The following is a 23,948-nucleotide window of genomic DNA, read 5'->3' on the forward strand; positions in this document are numbered from 1 at the left end:
CGAAAGAAAGTGCAAAAAAATCTATGTCACACTTTTTAACAAAATACTTTGAAAATTATGAATATTAAAAATATAATTAACTATCGACAATATTTAACATCTTTAAACCAAAAAAGGAGGGAGATATAAAGTGATGGAACATAAGAGGATAGTAGTGATAGGAGCTGGAATTGTCGGGTGCAGCATTGCCTACTATTTAAGCAAAATGGGGCAAAGAAACATAACAGTGATTGAGCAAGGCCCTTTGTTTGAAACGGGAGGATCTACTTCTCACGCTCCGGGGCTTGTATTTCAGCTTAGCTTTTCAAAAATCCTTACAACACTAGCTTCTCAAACAGTCGAGACCTTTAAAGAGTTGAGTACAGATGAACAGCGCTCGTTTTATCCTGTCGGCAGTTTAGAAGTTGCCCGTACATCCGAGCGATTAGAAGACCTAAAGAGAAAGGCTGGTGTTGCTAGCTCATGGGGAATCGAAGCTTTTCTTCTTTCACCGCAAGAATGCGCAGAAAAAAATTCGCTGATTTGTCCTGAGCGTATTTGCGGAGGTCTCTATGTTCCGTCAGACGGTATTGCCAAACCTTTGCATGCCGTTGATAAAATGACTCGTTTTTCTAAGGAGTGCGGAGTAGAATTTTACGGTCATACAGAAGTGACGAATATTGAAGTGACAAATGGTCAAGTAAAAGCAGTGTACACGAGCGCTGGAAAATTTGAAGCAGATGTAATCGTGTGCTGTGCCGGATTTTGGGGACCTCGTATCGGAGAAATGGTCGGTGTAACGATTCCTCTTCAGCCAATGGCTCATCAATATGTGTTTACAAATGATTTACTTGAATTAAACGGAGAAACGGAAGAAGCGGCGACTCCTCTTATTCGAGATCAGGATAATGCAATTTATTTTCGTCAGGTAGACAAAGGGCTTGGGATTGGATCATATCAGCATGAACCGTTTCCAATCGAACTCAGTGACATTACAAAATACGGAGAAACAAAAGAAATGCCTTCTGTTAAACCTTTTACACCAAAAGATTTTGAAAAACCGTGGGAAGATTCAATGGAATTAATTCCGGTATTAAAACAAGGGGGGATAAAAAAAGGAATAAACGGCATTTTTTCTTTCACACCTGATGGGATGCCGCTACTTGGCGAATCACAAGCAGTAGGGGGATTTTGGGTAGCCGAAGCCATATGGGTAACGCACTCTGCAGGTGTCGCTAGGCAAATGGCTGAATGGATGATGAATGGTGCACCGACTGTGGATTTGGAGCTATGCGATATTAATCGTTTCGATACGTATGCATGCAGCCCTGTTTATTACAAACAGCGGTCTATTGAAGAGTATGAAGAGGTTTATAGCATTCATCATCCATTTATGCAGCGAAAAGTATCGCGAAACATGCGCGTAAGTCCATTTTATATGCGTCAGCAAGAACTAAAAGCGTATTTTAACGAAAAAGCAGGGTGGGAGCAGCCGCAGTGGTATGAAGCTAACTATCCGCTTATATCCACGTATGAAAAGAAGATGGTAATAAGAAAGGGGTGGTCCGCTGAATATTGGTCACCGATTATCGAGGCTGAACAGTTGCATACTCGTCAGTACGCAGCGATTTACGATACAACGGCAGCAAAGAAAAGGTTGGAAATTAAAGGGGAAGGAGCTCTCCAGTTTTTACAGAAGCTAACGACAGGAAATATAGACATTACAGTAGGGCAAAGCATACGTACGTGTATGTTGCATGAGCGAGGCGGCATAAAAGATCAAATAACGGTTATTCGCAAAAATATATCCACTTTCTTGATTGTTTGTACGGGAGCTGTAGAAGCAAGCTGGATTCAAAAACACGTGCCTCAAAACGGTCAAGTTGTTTTTCAAGATGTAACGTCAGGGACATGCAGTATAGCATTAATTGGTCCTAAAGCTACAGGAGTAATGAAGTCCGTGGTTCAACGCTCAGACCTTAGCAGCACTTGGATTGAAGGACAAGCGAAAACGATGTTTATCGAAAATATTTTAGTTCTTGCTCTGCGTGATTCCTACGGGGGAATGGAGAGCTGGGAGTTGATTACGACTTCTGATCAAGGCCTGAATTTATGGGATTTATTAATTGAACAAGGACAGCCTTATCAGCTGATTGCCGCGGGAGACCGTGCTCTTGAAAATCTTCGAATTGAATCTTTTTCGTTAAAAAGCGGGAAAGACTTTTGGAGCGAGCATCATCCATATGAAGTTAACCTTCATAAAATGGTTGATTTAACAAAACCATTTTTTATTGGAAAAGAGGCATTGCTTGATCGTCAGCGAAAAGATTCTGAAACAGTATTAGCGACGCTCATATTAGATGATCCTTCAGCGATAGTAATGGGATATGAACCGGTCTTTTATGGAGAAACAGCCCTCGGATTTGTGACAAGTGCCGGCTATTCATACAGCTTAGGAAAAGGAATTGTACACACTTTATTATCTCGAGCTGTACATGAAGAAATGGTTTTAGAAGTCGAATACTTTGGTCAGCGTTATAAAGCAACAATGATGACACACTCCCCGGCAGTAGTTTAATTGATCAATCCAAAGACAGGAGGAATGCAGATGTCAACACATTATGATGTCATTATTATCGGATTAGGAGCTATGGGGAGTACGGCTGCTTATCAGCTCGCCAAAAAAGGTCAGCGGGTATTGGGGTTAGAACAATACGGTCCCGCTCATGACCTAGGATCGAGTCACGGCGGTTCTAGAATCATCCGACAGTCGTATTTTGAAGACCCCGCTTACGTTCCATTATTGCTTCGCGCTTATGAATTATGGAATGAAATTGAAAGAGAAAGCGGTCAAGAAATTCTTACGGTTACCGGTGGACTTATGATGGGACCTCCTGATAGCTTGACGGTTTCTGGAAGCATCGAAAGCTCTAAACAGTGGAATCTTGCGTATGAGATTCTAGAAGCAAAGGATATTTACAAACGGTTTCCGGCGTTTACACCTTCACCTGCTACGGTTGCTCTATATGAAGAAAGAGCTGGATTCGTCAGGCCGGAAGCGAGCGTATATACTCACCTTCTTCAAGCAGAAAAGTACGGAGCTGAGCTTCATTTTTTTGAAGAAGTGATGTCGTGGGAAGCTCACCCTTCTGGTGAAGGCGTGCGCGTTGTAACAGCTAATGGAATATATGAAGCTGGAAAAATCATTATTTCTGCAGGCGCTTGGGCACCCGATTTATTACGGGATTTAGGTGTTAGCTTACAAGTAGAGCGTCATGTGCAAATGTTTTTTGAACCAACACAAGGAATAGATATTTTTTCAGTGGGAAAACAGCCGATTTATATTTGGGAAGCAGATGATTATGTACAGTTGTATGGTTTCCCTTCTTTTGGATTAAAGGCTGAAGGAGCAAAAGTGGCGTTTTTTCGAAAAGGAACAGCGTGTACGCCGGAAACGATTGATCGAAATATATATGAAGACGAAGTGAACATGATGCGGCACTATCTATCTCAAGGTATTCCACAGCTTAACGGTCGATTTTTACAAGGGAAAACGTGCATGTATACCAATACACTAGATGAGCATTTTGTCATTTCACTGCATCCTGAATATCCTCAAGTAGCGATTGCAGCTGGATTTTCTGGACATGGTTTTAAGTTTGCAAGCGTAGTAGGAGAGATTTTAGCAGATTTAGTGATAGAGGGAAAAACCAATCACCCAATTGATTTGTTTACTCCGCAGCGATTTGCGGCGAATAAAATAGTATAAATCGTCGTCAGCTCTTGCGAATGGTTCTATTTAAATGTTTCTAAAGAAGCGAAGGAGGAATAGTAGATGGTTATGGAACATGGTTTAGTGAATGATAATGGGAGACTTGAGCCCACGTTGAAAGGAGAGCTGTATACATCTTCGGACATTTTTAAGTTAGAAAAAGATCATATATTTTCTAAATCATGGAGTTTAGTTGCATTTGAATACGAAATAGCAGAGCCAGGACAATATATTACGACGAGAGTTGAAGACGAAAATATTTTAATTATTAGAGGAAAAGATCACGTGCTGCGTGGATTCTTGAACGTATGTCGGCATCGAGGAGCTAAGCTGTGCAGCCAGGCATCCGGTAAAGCAGGTGTCATTCGCTGTCCATATCATTCGTGGAGCTATAGCTTAGATGGTGATTTAGTAGGTGTTCCTAACACAAGCCACTGTCGAGAGGAACTCGTGCATAATGAAAATTATGGACTAACATCCGTTCACATTGAAGTGTGGCACGGCATGGTTTGGGTTAATTTATCTGACAATCCTATGTCTGTTGAATACCAGCTAGACGCACAAATTTTTGATCGTTTTGGAGAACTTTATACGTTTACTAGATATGAAATTCAAAACTTGAAATCTGCTCACCGTGAAGAATATGAAGTTGAGGCAAACTGGAAGCTTATTGTAGAAAACTTTCAAGAGTGTTATCACTGTTCCTCTATTCACCCTGAACTTACGGCAACGCTACCTGAATTTCGTTCGGGAGTCGGCACTCAAAGTTCCGTGGGAGGCGGAGCTAAGTTTGGGGATGAATTAGAAGCTTTTTCAATCAGTGGGAAAGGAAGCCGCCCTATGTTAAAAGGATTGCTTCCTGAAGATGACCGCACGTATTTTGGCATTACCGTTCTGCCGCTTGTATTTATCAATTTAACACCGGATCACGTTATTATTCATCGTATTATTCCAATTAGTGCAGAAAAGTCTAAAGTGATTTGTGAATGGTTATTCGACCCGGAGGAAATGGCTAAGCCTGATTTTGACCCAAAAGATGCTGTGGAATTATTTCACCGCGTGAATTTACAAGACTTTGAAGCGTGTGAGTGGTGTCAAGAAAATATGAGCTCAAAATCTTATAAAGAAGGAGGTATTTTAGTACCTATCGAACAGCACGTTTCTCATTTTTACAATTATGTATTGGAAGCAATCGGTATGAAGGTCGAATAGTAAGTAGAAGTGGTCTGACACGTTACCTTGAGGTGTCAGACCACCTCTAACAATCTACTTTAAAATAAGGGGGAAATAAATTGAGTACAAGCTCTAAACTAACAGAACCCATTATCCGCGTTACCGATGTTTCAAAAGTATTTGGTCGCCAAAAAGAACAGGCTCTTAAGCTCCGAGAAGCTGGACAAAGTAAATATGAAGTCGAACAAGCTACTAAGACAACCGTTGCTATTTACAATGCTCATTTCGAAGTGAAAAAGGGAGAAACCTTTGTGTTAATTGGATTATCAGGAAGCGGGAAATCTACTTTACTTCGATGCTTGAACGGGCTTGTAGAACCGACAGAAGGGACGGTATATCTAGAAAACACAGATATTTCTCATATGCCAAAAAGACAGCTTCAGGAAGTCCGGAGAAATAAAATTGGGATGGTCTTTCAAAATGTGGGCCTCCTTCCAAACCGCACTGTGATTGACAACATTACGTTTGGTCTAGAGATACAAGGTGTAGCAGCAAACGAAAGAGAAAAGCGAGGGAAAAAGGCTCTTGAAATGGTGGGCTTAAATGGACAAGCTTATAAAAGAATTTATGAATTATCAGGAGGTATGCAGCAGCGGGTTGGACTAGCAAGAGCTCTTGCTTCTGAACAGGAGATTTTGCTGATGGATGAGCCTTTTTCAGCTTTAGATCCTCTTATTCGAAGAGATATGCAAAAGCTATTTCTTGATATTCAGGGAGAAGTACAAAAAACAGTTATTTTTGTGACGCATGATTTGGATGAAGCATTAACTTTAGGCCACCGGGCTGCCGTGATGAAAGACGGGGAAATTGTACAGCTTGGAACCGCTGAAGATATTTTAAGTCAACCGGCAACTGATTATGTAAAGCTGCTTGTTCAAGACGTTAATTACGGCAAAATTCGCCTTGCTAAAGACGCGGTGATTCCGGTAGAAACGGCTGCCTATGAGTATGAGTCACCGCAAGTCGTATTAAGAAGAATGAGAACCAATCATTTATCTACTATTTTTGTTCTTGATAGCGCTGATCGCTTATTGGGCTTAATGAGCATTTATACGGTGATGGAGCTGATAGAAGCTCATAAGCATGATTTAAAAGGAAAAGAAATGACACAGCCGCATTGTGTTAATCCTGATATGTCTTTACAAGAAATGATTCCTCTATTTACAGACAGTCATTCGCCTGTAGTCATTGTTGATAACTATCATCGCCTACAAGGTATGATTTCCCCAAGCACTCTTATTGCAAATCTCACTGAACGTACTTCAGTGACCGAGCAACAAGAAGTTAAGTCATATCAAATGGAGGTCCGATAAATATGATGGTAAATTCCGCGACGATTCCTCGCATCCCTTTAGATAAATGGGCAAATTCATTTGTTGATTACATGATTGATAGTTTTTCAGGTGTATTTACTGGAATCAACCAGATAATGACCAGCTTAATAAGCAGTCTCGAATGGGCATTGACGGCTTCTCCTTCACTAGTAACGGTCGTTGTTTTTGTTCTATTAGCGCTATGGTTAACAGATTGGAAGATAGCTGTATTTACGTGTTTTGGTTTACTTCTTATTATTAGCTTGAATTTATGGGAAGCATCGATGCTGACCTTATCTCTCGTTTTAGCTTCTACTATTATTTCACTTCTATTTGGCGTTCCTTTAGGCATATTATCACACCGCTTTAACAAAGTTGGAGCAGTGATAAAGCCCATTCTTGATATTATGCAAACAATGCCTGCTTTTGTTTACTTAATTCCGTCCGTACTTTTATTTGGATTAGGGAATGTTACAGCTCTTATTGCTACTTTTATTTTCGCAATGCCGCCTGCGGTTCGTCTGACGCTGCTTGGACTTCAGCAAGTTCCCCAAACCACTTTAGAAGCAGCAGAAGCTTTTGGAGCGACGGAATGGCAAAAATTAATTAAAGTCCAGCTGCCGCTCGCTTTGCCTATGATTATGTCGGGTGTAAACCAGGTTATTATGCTATCTCTTTCGATGGTTGTTATTTCTTCAATGGTCGGTGCAGGTGGCTTGGGTGCTGAGGTATTAAGAAGCATCAGTATGTTGGATGTAGGCTTAGGATTTATCGGTGGGATTGCGGTTGTCATTATTGCCGTTATTTTAGATCGTCTGACGCACCTTTCTACTCAAAAAAGAAAAGGCATTCAATCAAGTAAATAAAATGAATAAAGGTGGGAGTATATGAAACAATCAAAGAAATTTTCTTTTATTATGCTAACAATCGTCATTATGCTGCTTGTCTCCGCATGTGGCAATAGCAATACAGCAAGCGACACGACGACTAAAAAAGAAATTACAATTGGATACATACCATGGGACGAAGCCGTAGCTGTTACGTTTCTATGGAAGGAATTATTAGAGGGAAAAGGTTATAAAGTTAAAGCAGTTCAAAGCGACGTAGCTCCGCTTTTCTCAGGAGTTGCTCAAGGAAACATTGATTTATTTTTGGATGTATGGATGCCGACCACCCATAGTGCTTATATGAAAAGATTTGGAAAACAAGTTGACGTGCTCGGTACTTGGTATGATGAAGCAGATAGCGGATTGGCCGTTCCCGATTACGTAGACGCCCAGTCACTAGCTGATTTAAAAAATAAGAAAGATGAGTTTAACGGAAAGATTATTAGTATTGAACCAGGATCTGGAATAAACGGCCTTACTAAAGATCATGCGATGCCAAGCTATGGGTTAACAGACTGGAATTTAGTAGAAAGCAGCACAGCCGCCATGTTATCGGAGTTAGATAAAGCCATTGCTAATAAAGAACCCATTGTTGTTACGTTATGGCGCCCCCACTGGGCTTTTGAAAAGTATAATCTCAGATACTTAAAAGACCCCAAAAATACGATGAATCCAACTGGACCTGAAAAAATACAGTCGATTAGCAAAAAGGGATTTAAAGAAGATTATCCAGAAGCAGCAAAGTGGCTGAAAGATTTTTCTATTAGTGCCGATCAACTAGCATCTTTAGAATCAGAAATTAACAGTGCAAAAGACGAAACAAAAGGTGTGAAAAACTGGATTTCTAAAAATAAAAAAGTGACGGAAAGCTGGGTAAAATAATAGATGGAAAACAAAAGGCTGTCTCATAAGTGAAGCTATTGACTTAGAGACGGTTTTTTTGGGGGGGAACTTTTTATCTGCATTTTTTCTAACGGATTAAGTTCGGTAAAATCTCAATAAATGAAAGTTTTTTAACCTGATATGTAAATTAAAAAAATATATTTAAATTAAAAAAAGTGGCATTGCTTTCTATTATCCAAGTACAATTTAAATAATGAATGCTTTACGTTTCGCATGTAAGTATTTATTTATACCTATGTTGTCATAATTTATGTGATTCCCCAAAGCATAAATTACTTTTCATTACCTTATTGTGTACAAAAATATTGTAAGATAGGCTCATGCTTTTAACAGCATGGGCCTATTTTTATAGACAGCTTGAAAATAGGTATTTGCAAACTGGAAAATTAATCTTTCCCTCTTGTACAATAAATATTCTTCTGTACAAAAATAGAGTGTATAATAGGAATGTTGACTTGATAGGAAAAAGAGAGAGCCTTATCAAGCAAAGGAAGATGGAGTGGAGAGTGTGTACTGAAAGTGAAATTGTCCAGCAGCAAAAATAAACATGTTTTTCGAATGCTTCTAGAAGAATATCTAGAATGAAAGTAGGAACATTATGGAAAAGAAAATGAGGTTTGGCATCAAATCCAAAATTATTATTGGATATTTAATTGTTATTGTCTGTTTATTCATTGCATTTATTGTTTTAAACAGTCAAATTTCATCTTTGCAAAAAGAACGAAATTTTATCATTGATCATGATATTGAAGTGCATGATTTGACCAATCGAATTGAAAAACACCTGCTCGATATGGAAACCGGACAAAGGGGCTATATTATTACAGGAGAAGCGAGTTACTTAGAACCTTATAACAGCGCAGCATCAAGTTGGGAAAAAGATTATAATGCGCTGTATCAGCTTCTAAATAATAATCCAAATCAGCAGGAGAAACTGGAGAAGATTAAAGGAAGCATTCAAGACTGGATTGAAGCTGCTGGTGAACCGACCATTGCATTAAAAAAAGAAAATAATACAAAAGAGCTTCAGCAGTTTTTTGAGAAAGATCCTGGGCGCCAGTATATGGATGATATACGCAGCCAGTTTACTTCTTTTAGAAATGTAGAGAAAAAATCGACTGAAACAAGAGCAACAGAGTTAGACGAGAAAAATCAAAAAATAAAAATTGGACTTTACGGTTTGCTGTTATTTGTTACGCTTATTTCACTTGCTATCGCTATTGTTTTGTCCAATTCCATTGTGAATACGATTAAAGAAGTTACGCAAACAATCAAACGAATTACGGCTTCAAAAGGCGAGTTAAAAGGAAGAATTAAAGTTCGATCTAATGATGAAATTAAAGATTTAGGGATAGCCACGAACGCGTTGTTAGAAAATATTGAAGAGCGAAACTGGCTTCAAACGAACATTGCTCATGCTGTAACGATGTACCAAGGCATAGCATCTGTAGACAAGCTTGCGGAAAAATTTCTCTTTACGGTTTCAGAAATGACAGGAGCTTCTTTCGGAGCATTTTATGTTCGAGAGGAAAATGATAAAGGAGATCTATTCGTCAAACAAGCTGCTTTTGCAGATAGAAAAGGCGATGCGGGAAGAGAGAGCTTTTTGATAGGCCAAGGGCTCATTGGACAAGCTGCTTTAGAAAAAAGAACCCTTGTCATAAACGATGTACCTGACACGTACCAGCTCATTGCTTCAGGATTAGGAGATGTAAAACCTAAGAGTATTTTTATTGTGCCCGTCTTATTTGAAGATGAGGTAATTGCAGTTATCGAGCTGGCATCGCTGCACGAATTTACAGTTTTAGAGCAAGAACTTATTAGTCAAGTGATTGAAACGTTTGGTCTCACTATCAATGGTGTAATCAGACGGATGGAAATTGCCCGTCTATTAAAAGAATCTCAGGCGATGACAGAAGAGCTCCAGGCTCAGTCTGAAGAACTTCAAACACAATCAGAGGAACTGCAAATGCAGTCTGAAGAGCTGCGTATGATTAATGAACAGCTAGAAGAAAGAACAAAAGATGCAGAAGAAAAATCGTTTGAATTAGAGGCTGCAAAAGAAGATTTAGAAGAAAAAGCTCATCAGCTGGAATTGAATTCTCAATACAAATCTGAATTCCTTGCTAATATGTCGCACGAGCTTCGAACACCGCTTAACAGCATTCTTATTTTGTCTGAAATGCTTGAGGAAAACGCGGCTAAAACGCTATCTGAAGATGAAGAAGAATATGCTCGTATTATCCATTCTTCAGGAAAAGACTTGTTGGCATTAATCAACGATATCTTGGATTTATCAAAAGTAGAGTCTGGAAAACTAGATGTCTTGCTTGCTGAGATGAATATGAGTGAGCTTCCAGATCAAATTGAACGTAATTTCAGCCACGTTGCTGAACAGAAAGAAGTAAAATTAAAAATTAATAAAGCACAAGATGTACCGGACATCATTCACACGGATGAAAAGAGATTCCAGCAAATTGTGAAAAATCTTTTATCAAATGCATTTAAATTTACGGAATCGGGATCTGTCACAGTATCTATTCAACAAGTAGCTGACCATCGTCTTACAACAGCTATGCGTACAGTCGATACGGATTGCTGGCTAGAAATAGCTGTAGCTGATACAGGGATTGGTATACCAAAAGAAAAGCATCAGCTTATCTTTGAAGCGTTTCAGCAGGCCGATGGAGCTACGGTTCGCAAGTACGGAGGAACGGGACTTGGCTTATCTATTTGCAGTGAGTTTGCAAAATTATTGGGCGGCTGGATTTCCCTAAGCAGTGAAGTAGGAAAAGGAAGTACGTTTACACTCTATCTTCCTAGTCTCTCTAACGGTCTTGTTGACTATGAAAAAGTAAATTTTGCATATGAAGAAGTAGCAGTATCTGTAGAAGAAGCTGTAGAAGAAGCTAAACCTGAAGCAGAAATAACTGAAATTGATCATCCTGTACAACCAGTTGAACCTTCATTACAAGATGATGAAAATGTATTTCAGGATAAGCGAGTGCTCATCGTAGATGATGACCAGCGCAACATCTTCGCCTTAAAAACTGCGCTAGCTAAACAAGGTATGACCATTATGACAGCTCATAACGGAATAGAGTGTCTTGAAATGATGAAGAATAGTGAACCATTTGATCTCATTTTAATGGATATTATGATGCCGCAAATGGACGGATATGAAGCGATGCAGAAAATTAGAGGAGAGCTAAAGCTTGTTGATTTGCCTATTATTGCATTAACCGCTAAAGCGATGAAAAATGATCGTGAAAAATGCTTGGAAGCTGGAGCATCAGATTATATCAGCAAACCTTTAGATTTAAATCAGCTGTTCTCCGTTATGCGTGTATGGCTAGTAAATTAAGCGGGGTATGAAACATAAATGGATATGAAGCACCTAGATTTAAGTGAAGACTTAGTTATGAATAAAAAAACAGATTTGGAGATTGATTTACTGCTGACGGCTATTTATCGATTAACAGGATTCGATTTCAGACAGTACGCTAAATCTTCTATCTGTCGCCGAGTCTATAATCGAATGAAAATTGAACGTATTCCAACTGTGTCTCGATTGCTAGAAAAAGCGATTCACGAAGAAGAATTTATGAATCAGCTTTTAAATGATTTTTCGATAAATGTAACAGAGATGTTTCGCGATCCAAGCTTTTTTAAAGCATTTCGCACAAAAGTGATTCCGGTATTAAAGGATTATCCGGAAATTCGCATTTGGCATGCTGGCTGTGCAACGGGCGAAGAGGTATTTTCTATGGCGATTCTTTTAGAAGAAGAAGGGTTAATGGATAAAACGGTCATTTACGCAACCGATATGAACGAAGATGTATTAGAAAAAGCAAAACAAGGTGCCTTTTCTTTACGTAAAATGAAGTCATATACAAAAAATTATATTCAAGCCGGTGGAAAGAACGCCTTCTCAGAATATTATCAGACGGATCATCACTATGCATATTTTCATCCGTCGCTGCTGAAAAATATTATCTTTGCTCAGCATAATTTAGTCACGGATCAGTCATTTAATGAATTTCACGTCATCATTTGCCGAAACGTCCTTATTTATTTTACAGCTCAGCTGCAAAATCAAGTGTATAATTTATTTTCAGAAAGCCTGTGTACAAAAGGATTTCTTGGACTTGGTGATAAAGAAACGCTTCGCTTTTCTGAAGGGTCCGCTTCTTATATAGAGTTTGCAGGTAACGAACGAATCTATCAAAAGCAATAAAAAAAGGACCTCATGGTGAGGTCCTTTTCTTACTGTGCTTGCGCTTGAATCATGAGTACACACATATCATCAGGCTGATTTAACTTTTGTTCTTCTGAAAAAATTTCATTCATGAATGTTTTTGGATTGGTCCACTTTTGTTCGGTCAATTTCTGCAGACGAAGAGCGGATTCAATTTCGCAAGGACCCATTGATTCGAGAGCTCCGTCAGTAAATAGCAAAATTTGCACATCGTTCTCAAAGCTGACAACAGATTTCTGAACGTCCATTTCTTCAAAAAACCCTACGGGGCAGCTGCCGCGCTGAAGAGGAACAAGCGTATGTTCATCTACTAACATATAACCTTCTGGATGCCCGGCATTCACGTATTCTACCGTTTTAGCTTCCGTATCAATAACTAAATAAATAGCAGTGAAATAGTATGGAATTTCATCTTTTTCGCTGTGCAATAATTCCATGTAGCGATTCAACTCTGTAATAACCTGCTCAGGGTCTACGAGAGACTTGATAGCTTCTCTGAGCACAGACGAAATAAACATACAAACAAGCGAGGCAGAGATGCCGTGCCCCATCATATCAAAAAGGATAATCCCGTACCGGTGCTCATCAATTTTGTGCCAATAGTACATATCACCCGCTAATTTAAAAGAAGGATAATATGAAACTTCCATTTGAATATCTTTCTCTCGTAAAGGGGGACTGAGTAAGTTTTGCTGTACGTGCGTAGCTAAATCCAACTCATTTTGAATTTTCTTTTCATGTTCCGTGTGCCAGTCAATTTCTGCTTTAAGGCGTAAAGCTACCCGCATACGAGCCAGCAGTTCCACTTTATTAATCGGCTTTGTTACATAATCTGTTCCGCCGGCGTCTAGAGCTTCTACTAATTTGCTGCTGTCTTCTAGGGCTGTGACAAAGATAATTGGAATATGTTTTAAGCGTTCTACCTGTTGAATTCGCCTGCAGGCTTCGATTCCATCAATTTCGGGCATCATAATGTCAAGTAAAATCAAATCGACCGAATTCGTTTTTGAGTTCTCATCGTCCAGGTTAAGATAGTCAAAAAGGGCATGGGCAGACGTAAGAGACACACAGTTATCGTAGCCAGCGCCTTTTAAAATTTTTTCAATCACAAATAGATTGACTTGATTGTCATCTACTAGAAGAATGGTCATGCTTTATTTCCCCTTATTATGTTTGAAGACTAATGATTGAGTATGTAGTTTTCAAGCATTTTTTATACTTTTTCTGTTTTTCTATTTATCTATTATACAGAAAACAGAGCGTTTAGGGTATTTTTTAAGATTATTCTTTTCTATTAAAAAAGTCATTCGTCCCCAGAAAAGGAGACAAATGACTTTTTATAGCGATTTGTATAACGCAAATATCCCGAAAGTCAGTACAACCGCTCCCGAAATACGATTTACCCAAATTAAGCTGTTATTCGTAAACTTCGAACGGGCAAGACTAATAGCAAAACTGAGCGAAAGCCACCAGCAGGCCGATCCTAAAAATACGCCTGCAACCATTGTCAAAGCAGAAGCAGCATCAAATGCTGATTTACTAATGCCTACACCAGAAAATACGCCAATAAAAAATAAGATCGTCATTGGATTCGTAACTGTTAAAAAAAGAACGGATGTATAAGAACGAAGTAAACCTTCTCCTTTAGCAGCGGCAGCGTGCTCCGCAGGTCGAGAACGAAAAGTTTGTACACCTAAATAACATAAAAATAATCCCCCAATCAGCTGAAGCCAAATCTTTTGGGTTAGTAAAAAGGTTGTAATGAACGTTAGGCCAAACGCAGCGATGCATCCATAAAGAGCATCTGCTGTAGCTGCTCCCAGCCCGGATACAAATCCGTGTAATCGCCCTTTAGATAACGTGCGATTGATACATAAAATACCAATGGGACCGACGGGAGCAGCAACGGAAAAACCGATCACTAACCCCTTTAGAAAATAAAATAAGTTCATCTTTTACGTTGCTCCTATGAAGTTTTTCTTTAGTATAGTACAAAAGCAATCGTGAATGAAGCCAAATTTGAGAAAGTTGTTAACACATATTTTTAGTCTGTTCGGGTACATCATAATGGTGTTATAAAAAACATCACTAGTAAATTTATTTTAATCATTAAAAAGTTCAAAAACTAAATTATTTTACACAGAAAATTAAATGTAGTAAAATAATTCACTGTTACATATATAGAAAGATCTACCACTGAAAAGTAGTCATTCGTAATGAGATGAAGAGAGGTTAGTCATCATGAGTAATCTGTTTGCAAAAAAAGATGTTAACAAGCTGTTAGAGGAAAATGCAGCAAAAGAATCAACTAAGACACTAGGGTTAGTTGATGTTATTTTGATGGGAGTAGGAGCAACTATTGGGACAGGAGTTCTGGTTATAGCAGGGCTAGTTGCCGCCAGGGATGCAGGGCCCTCGGTTTCCATTTCCTTTGTTATTTCTGCAGTAGCCTGTATTCTTGTTGCGCTGTGTTATGCAGAATTTGGTTCAGCTGTTCCAAGTTCGGGAGGCGCATATACATACATATATGTTTCACTAGGAAAATTTGTAGCGCATTTGATAGGGTGGTCCATCGTAGGATGCTATACGGTATCTTTAGCTTCTGTAGCGGGCGGATGGTCATCTTATGTGAATAATGTGCTTACTGAATTTGGTATTAGACTTCCTGAATCGTTCACGGCCATACCAAGCAATGGAGGTATTATCAATCTTCCTGCAGTATTTATTGTGCTGTGCATGTCGTTTTTATTAACAAGAGGGGTAAAAGAAAGTAAAAAAATAAATAACTTAATGGTTTTAATCAAGATAGGTATTGTTCTTTTATTTGTAGCCGTGGGCGTCTTTTTTATTCATACAAATAACTGGCATCCATTTACCCCTTTTGGTGTGAAAGGAATCTTTGCAGGCGCAGCTTCCGTCTTTTTTGCTTATAACGGATTTGATGCCATTTCTACTTCGGCAGAAGAAGTGAAAAATCCGCAAAGAAACTTGCCGCTAGGTATTTTGATTGCACTGAGTGTTTGTGCAGTCATTTACGTAGTAATTGCATTAGTATTAACAGGAATGGTTTCTTATAAAGAGCTAAACGTAGGCGATGCGTTGTCATATGCGCTCAATAGCGTAGGACAAGAATGGGCAGCGCTCATTGTATCTATAGGAGCGGTTATTGGTATTATGGCCGTCGTATTTGCTTATTTGTTTGTCGTGCCTCGCATACTGATGTCAATGAGCCATGATGGATTATTGCCGTCTCTTTTTGCGAAAGTAAACCGAAAAAACAGTGAACCTGTCATATCCACATGGCTTGTCGGGGCGTTAGGCGCGATCGTAGCTGGTTTTGTTGATTTAAAACAGCTGGCAGATTTAGCGAATATGCTGGCGATTGTCACGTTTGCTGCCGTTTCATTTTCGATTTTGGCTCTGCGAAAAAGTCAGCCTAATTTAAAACGCGGTTTCAAAGTACCTTTTGTACCATTTATTCCGATTATTGCTATTCTTTGCTGTATCTTTCTCATGTTCAACTTATCAATGAAAACGTGGATGTATTCAATCGGCTGGATGCTGATTGGCGTCTTTATTTACGTTGGATACGGTAGAAATAAAAAGAGCGTTTAACCAAAAAGACTCTAAGCCAATGAGCTGGAGTCTTTTTGGTTTATATATTTTTCTTGAAAGTAGTTCATGCGCACAACGTAAAGAATAAAATTTCATTTGGGACATATGTCCTTTTTATTTTAGGGAGTGTTATTGTTTAATAAAAAGAAACCGTTATGATGGAGAGGAAAACATGAGGGAAATTACAAGTCAGAAACAGCTGCTGGAGTATATAAATACTTATAAATTAGAGTCAGTTTTCAAGAAAGACTTAATACCGCATTTGTCACTGTATGAAGTAGAAGCAGGAGAACGCGTTTGTTCTCAAGGAGATGCGTCTCATTGTTTGTACATATTGGTGAAAGGCAAGGTTAAAGTTTATACCATATCGCCCGAAGGCAAGACGCTTGTTCTTTCCTTTAAACAGCCCCTTGAAGTAATAGGCGATATTGAGTATGTACAAGATGTTGATATTATGAATACGGTTGAAGCCGTTTCACCTTTAGTTGTTATCGGCATACCATACAAACGATTAAAACAGCATGCGAGCAATGATCCACAGCTGCTGACGTTTTTACTGGAAATGCTCACAAAAAAGTTTTGCGCAAAATCGAACTCGCTAAGCTTTAATTTAATGTACCCAGTGGAAGTGCGGCTGGCTAGTTACTTGCTCTCTATTTTTTGTGAAGAATCGCATTTGGTTATGAATCAAAAAACAGAAAGCTTAAAAGATATAGCTAATTTAATCGGAACGACTTACCGGCATTTAAATCGTGTTCTTCAAAAATTTGTAGCGCAAGGAGTTATTGAAAAAAAGAAAGGCTCCATTATTCTCAAAGATAAGGAAAAACTGAGCTGTCTAGCAAACGACAATATATACGAGTAGAAAAAGTAATAGATTAGTTGAAGGGGAGAGAGAAGAATGAAAACATACCGAACGCTGCTATTTGACATTGATAATACGCTTTTAGATTTTAACGCAGCCGAAGAGCAGGCTTTACAGCTTCTTTTTGCTAACCACGATATTCCGCTGACTGAGGAAAGCAAAAAACGTTATAGTTTAATTAACCAGGGGTTATGGACAGCTTTTGAAGAGAATAAAATAAGCCGTGAGCAAGTTGTAAATACCCGCTTTTCTACTCTATGTAAAGAATATGGAATAGAAAAAGACGGAAAGCTACTTGAAGCAGAGTACCGAACGTATTTGAATAATGGCCATCAGCTAATTGACGGAGCAATTGAGGTAATTAAAAAACTGAGCAGGTACTATGATTTGTACGTTGTTACAAACGGAGTCTCGGCTACACAGTATAAGCGCCTTCAAGACTCAGGCCTATATCCTTATTTTAAAGAAGTATTTGTTTCAGAAGATACAGGTTTTCAAAAACCTATGAAGGAATATTTTGATTATGTTTTTTCACATATAGAAGAGCTGTCCGTACATAAAACATTAATTGTCGGAGATTCTTTGAGTGCAGATATTCAAGGCGGGCAGCTAGCCGGTATTGATACGTGCTGGTTTAATCCTCAGGCAAAAAAGAACGATACAAAGTGGGTGTCAACCTACGAAATAGGAAGACTTCAAGAGCTTTATGACTTGCTGAACGTAAGTAATGAAGCTGCTTCATTACAAGTGTAAAATATATAATAAAAGAAACAAAAAAACACCAGTCCTTTCCTCTGAATAAAAAGGCTGGTGTTTTTTATTTTATGGCTTTTGAGAGCTTAAAAATAACTCTAGGGATATCGGTCTATGAACGTAATTACTAAGGTAATCAATACATATTTAAACAGTTTTATCTCAAAAGCAATAGGGTATTTTAACAATATCCCAGATAAAGTAAGTAACTAGGAGGTCGTAAAAGATGATTAATGGAAAAAGCTTATCTCGTTCAGGAAAGAGTTCATATAGAAGAGAAACAGCGGTTGGAAAAACAGGAATGGTAGCCAGTGCTCATCCAATTGCAACAGACGCCGGAGAACAAGTGCTAAGAGCTGGAGGCAACGCAATTGATGCAGCAATTGCCGTTCAGTTTGGGCTCAACGTCGGAGAACCGATGATGACCGGTATTGGAGGCAGCGGCTTTTTTATGGTGTATCACAATGAAAGCAAAACAACTAAAATTTTTGACGGGCATTCTCAGGCTCCTAAAGCAGCTTATCCTGAAATGTTTCTTGATGAAAATAAAGAAGTTATTCCGTTTAGAAAGCGTTCTACTCATGCAACGGCAATTGGAATTCCAGGAATTTTAAAGGCGATGGAAGCAGCTCGTAAAGAGTATGGAACAAAACCCCTTGCTGAATTGATTGAACCGGCTGCCAAAGCAGCAGAAGCAGGTGTGGAAACAAACTGGGTTCTTGGAGATATTTTAAAAACATACGCTTACCGACTAGGAGAACATGCTAAGCAGCTATATTCTCCAAACGGCAAGCCTATGCAAGAAGGAGATATGATTAATAAAAAAGATCTTGCTAAAACATTTCGTATTCTTCAAGAAAAAGGTATTGAGGCTTTTTATGAAGGTGAAATTGCAGAAGCCATTATTTCAACGATCAAAGAGCACGGCGGTTTTATGGAACTGTCGGATTTGAAAGAATACCAGATTAAGATCGATGAGCCCGTGTGGGGAGATTATAAAGGATACCGAATTGCTTCTTCCAACATGCCTAGTGCAGGAGGAACCACCGTGCTGCAAATCTTAAAGCTATTAGAGGACTTTGATGTGTCTCAATACGACGTGAAATCTTGGGAAAAGTATTATTTGTTTGCAGAGGCTATGCGCATTGCATTTTCAGATAAAATTGCATTCTCTGGAGATCCAGCCTACAGTGACATTCCACTAAAAGGGCTTTTAAATGACGAATATATAAAGGAACGTCAAAAATTAATTAATTGGAAACATAAAAATGAGAAAGTTGATTTTGGCAACCCGTGGAATTATGAGAAAGGCCAAAAAGTGAACGTTGTGCGTCAGCCTTATGAACCTGAACGTGAGCTTAGTGAAACAACTCACTTCACCGTAGTTGACCGCTGGGGTAATATTGTCGCTTGTACATCAACTGTGGAACATCCTTTTGGTACAGGAATTATGGTTAAAGACCATGGATTTTTACTCAACAACGAGCTTACTGATTTTGATGCTATTCCTGGAGGATTAAATCAAGCAGATGCAGGAAAGCGTCCGGTTAGCTGTAAAAGTCCAACCATCGTTTTTAAAGATAGCGAACCTGTACTCACTCTAGGATCTCCAGGCGGACCAACGATTGTAGGGTCTGTGTTTCAAACACTTATGAATGTCTTAGACTATGGAATGGATATAAAAGAAGCGATTGAAGAACCAAGAATTTTTAATAGTACAGGATCACTTATCGGTTGGGAAGCCGGAGTGGATATGAATGCCAAAGGAGAGCTAGAAGCCATGGGATTTAATTTTGGAGATGAGCCATTCCCAATCGGAAATGTTCAAGGGATTCAAATCGATAAAGAAAACGGCCGTTTATTTGGAGCAGCTGATTCCAGCCGTGAAGGAAAAGCAACTGGCTTAGACTCTTAATAGTTAAAAAATGCATTGTACGCCCTCTCTTTTGTAAAAAGAGAGGGCGTACAATGCATTAAAAAAGATAAAAATGAGTAGGTAAAAAGAAGGAATATTTTTTTCTAAAAACATACTTTAGACCTTTATTATTATCAGCCTAATCTTCAGAAAGGAAAAAGAATAGAACGTTTTCATGTCCGGCTAATAAAAAAAAGGTACTGATTTTTCAAGAGATTAATGAAAACAGAATGGTCGGAAAGTATAAAAAACGGAATAGCGTTTTCAATGCTGGAAAGATAAAGTGTTTAATCATGTAGAAGTATAAAACGAAACGTCTGGAAATCGTGGTTTGAAATGTAAAAAAAGCCGTACACTTTTGTTGGAAAAACGGTTACATAAAAAGGGCTCTTACACGTAAACTTTGGTCCTAGTTACAGCTCAATGAAAAAGATAAAAATGAGAAATAGCTACATTTGGCATGTTTGACTTTCGTCATTTATCCAAGTAATCTTTTGGTTGAACGGAACCGGTTCTGTTTTCGGATTTTTGATAGCTAATTGAATTAATAAATTTATATTCTTTACTAACACAAAAGGAGAAAACATATGAAAATGAAACGAGTTGCTAAGCATACAACTGCTGCTACATTGGCTGCAGCCCTACTAGTAGGTGGAGGATATCAAACATTTGCTAAAGGAAATGACAGTAAAGACTTTAATAATAGCTACGGCATTTCGCATATTACTCGCGATAATATGGTGAAAATTCCACAGCAGCAAAACAGTGATCAGTTTAAAGTTCCTGCTTTTAATGAATCAACTATTAAAAACATTGCTTCTGCTAAAGGAAAAGATGCATCAGGAAATACAATTGACTTAGATGTATGGGACAGCTGGCCATTACAAAATGCTGATGGAACAGTGGCGACTTATCATGGATATCAAATTGTGTTTGCCCTAGCAGGTGACCCAAAAGATTCGAATGACACGTCTGTTTATCTTTTCTATAAAAAAGCTGGAGACAAATCAATTGACAGCTGGAAAAACGCTGGAAGAGTGTTTGAAGACAGCGATAAATTCGTTCCGAATGACCCGCATCTTAAAAATCAAACACAAGAATGGTCTGGTTCTGCCACGTTAACAAAAGATGGTAAAGTTCGTTTATTCTATACGGATTATTCAGGTAAACAATACGGAAAACAAACGTTAACGACAGCTCAAGTGAACATGTCTCAGCCAGACGATACTACGTTAAAAGTTGACGGAGTAGAAGATTACAAGTCAATCTTTGATGGCGACGGAAAGATTTATCAAACGGTTCAGCAGTTTATTGATGAAGGCGGGTATGACACAGGAGATAACCATACGCTAAGAGATCCTCACTACATAGAAGACAACGGACATAAGTACCTTGTTTTCGAAGCGAACACTGGAACAGAAGATGGCTACCAAGGCGAAGACTCTTTATATAACAGAGCATACTATGGAGGAAACAATCCTTTCTTCCAATCTGAAAAGAAAAAGCTTCTTGAAGGATCTAATAAAGAAAAAGCTTCTTTAGCAAACGGGGCTTTAGGCATTATTGAGTTAAATGACGACTATACGCTTAAAAAAGTAATGAAGCCGCTTATTACATCAAACACAGTTACAGACGAAATTGAACGTGCAAACATCTTCAAAAAAGATGGAAAATGGTATTTGTTCACCGATTCTCGCGGATCTAAAATGACGATTGATGGAATCGGACAAGATGATGTGTATATGCTAGGCTATGTTTCAAATACGTTAACAGGAAAATATAAGCCTTTAAATGATACAGGATTAGTTCTTCATATGGATTTAGATCCTAATGATAAAACATTTACGTATTCTCACTTTGCTGTACCGCAAACAAAAGGGGATAATGTCGTTATTACAAGCTACATGACAAATAGAGGCTTTTATGAAGACAACCACTCTACATTTGCACCAAGCTTCTTAGTGAACATTGACGGTTCAAAAACATCTGTTGTAAAAGATAGTGTTCTTGAGCAAGGTCAGTTAACAGTAGATGAAGACTGAGCGCTTTGCAATAGCAACAAAAGAAAATGGTGATTGTAATCACCATTTTCTTTTGTTTTATTCGATGTAGACAAAAAAGAGAAAGGTGGGGTTTGTTTGAAGAAAAAAGGTGCTTATAAATGGATAGCGCTTGCCGTTCTTTTAGTTGTAATAGCCGGACTCATTATAGCAGCCGTATCCCAAAAAGAGGATACAAAAGACCAAGGAAAAGAAAAAGAGAATAAAAGTGAATCCACTTATCGCCCAGTGTATCACTTCAGCACGCCTGATAAATGGAAAAATGATCCTCAAAAGCCCATTTATTTTGACGGGAAATATCATTACTATTACTTATACAATCATGATTATCCTAAAGGGAACGGGACGGAATGGCGACATGCAACGTCTAAAGATTTGGTTCATTGGAAAGATGAAGGAGTAGCTATTCCAAAGTATACAAATAAAAATGGCGATATATGGTCCGGATCGGTTGTAGAAGATAAAGAGAACACAGCAGGCTTTGGTAAAGGCGCAATTGTAGCGATTATGACTCAGCCTTCTGCCGATGGACAAAAGCAAGAACAGTATTTATGGTATAGTACCGATAGAGGAAAAACCTTTAAATCATATAGCAAAAATCCTATCATGCCTAATCCAGGCACCAAAGATTTTAGAGATCCCAAAGTCATATGGGATAATGAACATGACAAGTGGGTTCTCGTCATGTCAGAAGGTGAAAAAATCGGATTTTATGAATCTTCTAATCTAAAGGATTGGACATATACGGGAGGATTTGTAACTAAAGATATTGGCATTACCGAATGTCCAGACCTTTTTCAAATGAAGGCAGATGACGGGACAGTTAAGTGGGTTCTCGGGACAAGTGCAAATGGAAAAGAAAGCGGAAAGCCAAACACTTATGCTTATTGGACAGGAAATTACGATGGAACAACATTCACTCCCGATATGGACGAGCCGCAATGGCTCGATTATGGCTTCGATTGGTACGGAGCAGTCACGTTTGAAGACGGTAAAAATAAAGGTTCCTTAAAAAAACGCTACGCTTTTGCATGGATGAACAACTGGGATTATCCAGATAAGACGCCAACGATGAAAGAAGGGTTTAACGGCTTTGATTCAGTAACCCGTGAAATTACGCTTTCAAAACAAGACGACAATCAGTACAGCCTGTTATCAAAGCCTGTCGAAGAATTAAATCAGCTAACTGATTCAACAAACTCTCTTGGACAAGTAGAAGTGAATGGAGAGAAAAAGTTAAAGTTAAAGATAAAAGGTGAAGCTTATCAGCTTGATACAGATATTTCATGGTCAGATGCAGAAAATGTAGGCTTACGACTTCGAGAGTCCGCCGATCAAAAGCGGCACATTGATGTGGGTATTTTTGCAAAAGATAACGTCTCATATGTGAACAGAAGCTATAGCAATCAGCCTGATCAAAGCAAAAAGTATGCGGAAAGCCGTGATTACTTTGATGCAGGCAAGAAAAATGTTCATTTGAAGATATTAGTAGATAAAACAAGCATTGAAGTCTTTGTTGATAATGGAAAAACCGTGCATTCTAGCGAGGTGTTTCCGCGTCACAACGACCAAGGAATTACGCTTTTCTCTCAAGGAGGAACGTCTCTCTTTAAAAATATAGAAATCAAACATTTTCGTTCCATTCAGTAATTTCCCTACTTTTAAAAAGAAGGAGCAGAATATCGCCTTATTGTGGTTTAGGACTAGGCAGAAAGGGTACATGTCTACTAACAGCAAATGAAAGGGTGTTTATTCAAATGGAAGAGAAAATGAGACAACTAATAGAGGGACTTAATACCGATTTAGCGGGTGAATATTCGGCGGTTATTCAGTACACTTACTATGCGTCTACAGTAACCGGCCTAGAATATCAAATTTTAAAACCTTTCTTTGAAGGAGAAATTCCTGACGAGCAAGGACACGCCCTTTATTTATCGGAAAAAATCAAAAACCTTGGCGGTGAGCCAACAACAAAGCCGGCTGAGGTGAAGCACGTTTCAAACGTGACGGAAATGCTTAAAGAAGCGAGCAAGGCTGAAAAAGAAACTATCCAGCGCTACGAAGAGCGTAAAAAACAAGCGGAAGAGTTAGGGTTAACAGAGCTTGTTGTAAAGCTTGAAGATATGATTGCAGATGAAACAAATCATATGGAAGAAATGGAACGTTTATTAAAAGATCCCCGACTAAGTTAATCATACAAAATACGTAAAAAGCATCCCGTACCAGGTGTTACGGGGTGCTTTTTTGTAATTTGAAAAGGAAATAAAACATCATGTACGCATGTTTCTATCAATGTGAGGAAAGTCATATTTTTGAAATTATCTATCGCTTTGAAAAAATTTATAGTAAAATAATTATTTGGCTGCATATGGCAGCAACTATATGCGGGGCATCA

General features: G+C 38.6%; 17 protein-coding genes. 15 read left to right on the forward strand and 2 right to left on the reverse strand.

The window, feature by feature from the left end; genetic code table 11:
* Nucleotides 1-133 precede the first annotated feature (133 nt).
* From AC1D0Y_RS10365 to AC1D0Y_RS10400, 8 genes are all read left to right on the forward strand, one after another.
* A complete protein-coding gene (locus tag AC1D0Y_RS10365; RefSeq protein WP_063611573.1) occupies nucleotides 134-2,557 on the forward strand; it encodes a GcvT family protein in 2,424 nt (807 codons plus the stop codon).
* Nucleotides 2,558-2,587: 30 nt separating this feature from the next.
* On the forward strand, nucleotides 2,588-3,748 hold the full coding sequence (gene solA / locus AC1D0Y_RS10370; protein ID WP_477707552.1) for an N-methyl-L-tryptophan oxidase: 1,161 nt from the start codon (nucleotides 2,588-2,590) through the stop codon (nucleotides 3,746-3,748).
* A gap of 66 nt (nucleotides 3,749-3,814) precedes the next feature.
* The gene (locus AC1D0Y_RS10375; RefSeq protein ID WP_060746789.1) at nucleotides 3,815-4,963 is read left to right on the forward strand and encodes an aromatic ring-hydroxylating oxygenase subunit alpha; all 1,149 of its coding nucleotides are present in this window, start codon (nucleotides 3,815-3,817) and stop codon (nucleotides 4,961-4,963) included.
* 80 nt (nucleotides 4,964-5,043) lie between these two features.
* On the forward strand, nucleotides 5,044-6,297 hold the full coding sequence (locus AC1D0Y_RS10380; protein ID WP_060746790.1) for a quaternary amine ABC transporter ATP-binding protein: 1,254 nt from the start codon (nucleotides 5,044-5,046) through the stop codon (nucleotides 6,295-6,297).
* Nucleotides 6,298-6,299: 2 nt separating this feature from the next.
* A complete protein-coding gene (locus AC1D0Y_RS10385) occupies nucleotides 6,300-7,163 on the forward strand; it encodes an ABC transporter permease (RefSeq protein WP_060746791.1) in 864 nt (287 codons plus the stop codon).
* 21 nt (nucleotides 7,164-7,184) lie between these two features.
* Entirely contained in the window at nucleotides 7,185-8,066 is an 882-nt protein-coding gene (locus tag AC1D0Y_RS10390) for a glycine betaine ABC transporter substrate-binding protein (protein ID WP_060746792.1), read from the forward strand.
* Nucleotides 8,067-8,685: 619 nt separating this feature from the next.
* Nucleotides 8,686-11,451 carry a CHASE3 domain-containing protein gene (locus AC1D0Y_RS10395; RefSeq protein ID WP_028408098.1) on the forward strand — a complete coding sequence of 922 codons (2,766 nt, stop codon included), beginning with the start codon at nucleotides 8,686-8,688 and terminating at the stop codon, nucleotides 11,449-11,451.
* An 18-nt stretch (nucleotides 11,452-11,469) separates the two neighbouring features.
* Nucleotides 11,470-12,324, forward strand: a complete 855-nt coding sequence (locus AC1D0Y_RS10400) for a CheR family methyltransferase (protein ID WP_060746793.1) — start codon at nucleotides 11,470-11,472, stop codon at nucleotides 12,322-12,324.
* Between the two features lie 29 nt (nucleotides 12,325-12,353).
* Here the strand turns inward: AC1D0Y_RS10400 and AC1D0Y_RS10405 are convergent, their stop codons facing one another.
* Both AC1D0Y_RS10405 and AC1D0Y_RS10410 read right to left on the reverse strand, forming a co-directional pair.
* Nucleotides 12,354-13,496, reverse strand: a complete 1,143-nt coding sequence (locus tag AC1D0Y_RS10405; protein WP_060746794.1) for a SpoIIE family protein phosphatase — start codon at nucleotides 13,494-13,496, stop codon at nucleotides 12,354-12,356.
* Nucleotides 13,497-13,682: 186 nt separating this feature from the next.
* A complete protein-coding gene (locus AC1D0Y_RS10410; RefSeq protein WP_060746795.1) occupies nucleotides 13,683-14,297 on the reverse strand; it encodes a LysE family translocator in 615 nt (204 codons plus the stop codon).
* Between the two features lie 289 nt (nucleotides 14,298-14,586).
* Between AC1D0Y_RS10410 and AC1D0Y_RS10415 the strand changes: the two genes are divergently transcribed.
* From AC1D0Y_RS10415 to AC1D0Y_RS10445, 7 genes are all read left to right on the forward strand, one after another.
* Nucleotides 14,587-15,960: an amino acid permease gene (locus AC1D0Y_RS10415; protein ID WP_060746796.1), complete on the forward strand. Its 1,374-nt coding sequence runs from the start codon at nucleotides 14,587-14,589 to the stop codon at nucleotides 15,958-15,960.
* Between the two features lie 172 nt (nucleotides 15,961-16,132).
* On the forward strand, nucleotides 16,133-16,825 hold the full coding sequence (locus tag AC1D0Y_RS10420) for a Crp/Fnr family transcriptional regulator (RefSeq protein WP_060746797.1): 693 nt from the start codon (nucleotides 16,133-16,135) through the stop codon (nucleotides 16,823-16,825).
* A gap of 36 nt (nucleotides 16,826-16,861) precedes the next feature.
* Nucleotides 16,862-17,578: a YjjG family noncanonical pyrimidine nucleotidase gene (locus tag AC1D0Y_RS10425; protein ID WP_028408103.1), complete on the forward strand. Its 717-nt coding sequence runs from the start codon at nucleotides 16,862-16,864 to the stop codon at nucleotides 17,576-17,578.
* A 226-nt stretch (nucleotides 17,579-17,804) separates the two neighbouring features.
* Nucleotides 17,805-19,493 carry a gamma-glutamyltransferase gene (gene ggt / locus AC1D0Y_RS10430; RefSeq protein ID WP_221840326.1) on the forward strand — a complete coding sequence of 563 codons (1,689 nt, stop codon included), beginning with the start codon at nucleotides 17,805-17,807 and terminating at the stop codon, nucleotides 19,491-19,493.
* A 587-nt stretch (nucleotides 19,494-20,080) separates the two neighbouring features.
* Nucleotides 20,081-21,535: a glycoside hydrolase family 68 protein gene (locus AC1D0Y_RS10435; protein WP_477707553.1), complete on the forward strand. Its 1,455-nt coding sequence runs from the start codon at nucleotides 20,081-20,083 to the stop codon at nucleotides 21,533-21,535.
* Nucleotides 21,536-21,631: 96 nt separating this feature from the next.
* Nucleotides 21,632-23,203, forward strand: a complete 1,572-nt coding sequence (locus tag AC1D0Y_RS10440; protein WP_477707554.1) for a glycoside hydrolase family 32 protein — start codon at nucleotides 21,632-21,634, stop codon at nucleotides 23,201-23,203.
* 107 nt (nucleotides 23,204-23,310) lie between these two features.
* Complete coding sequence (locus AC1D0Y_RS10445; protein ID WP_013056263.1) at nucleotides 23,311-23,745, forward strand: ferritin-like domain-containing protein; 435 nt, start codon at nucleotides 23,311-23,313, stop codon at nucleotides 23,743-23,745.
* Nucleotides 23,746-23,948 lie beyond the last annotated feature (203 nt).

The sequence above is a fragment of the Priestia sp. P1_B12_1 genome, from assembly GCF_056406695.1.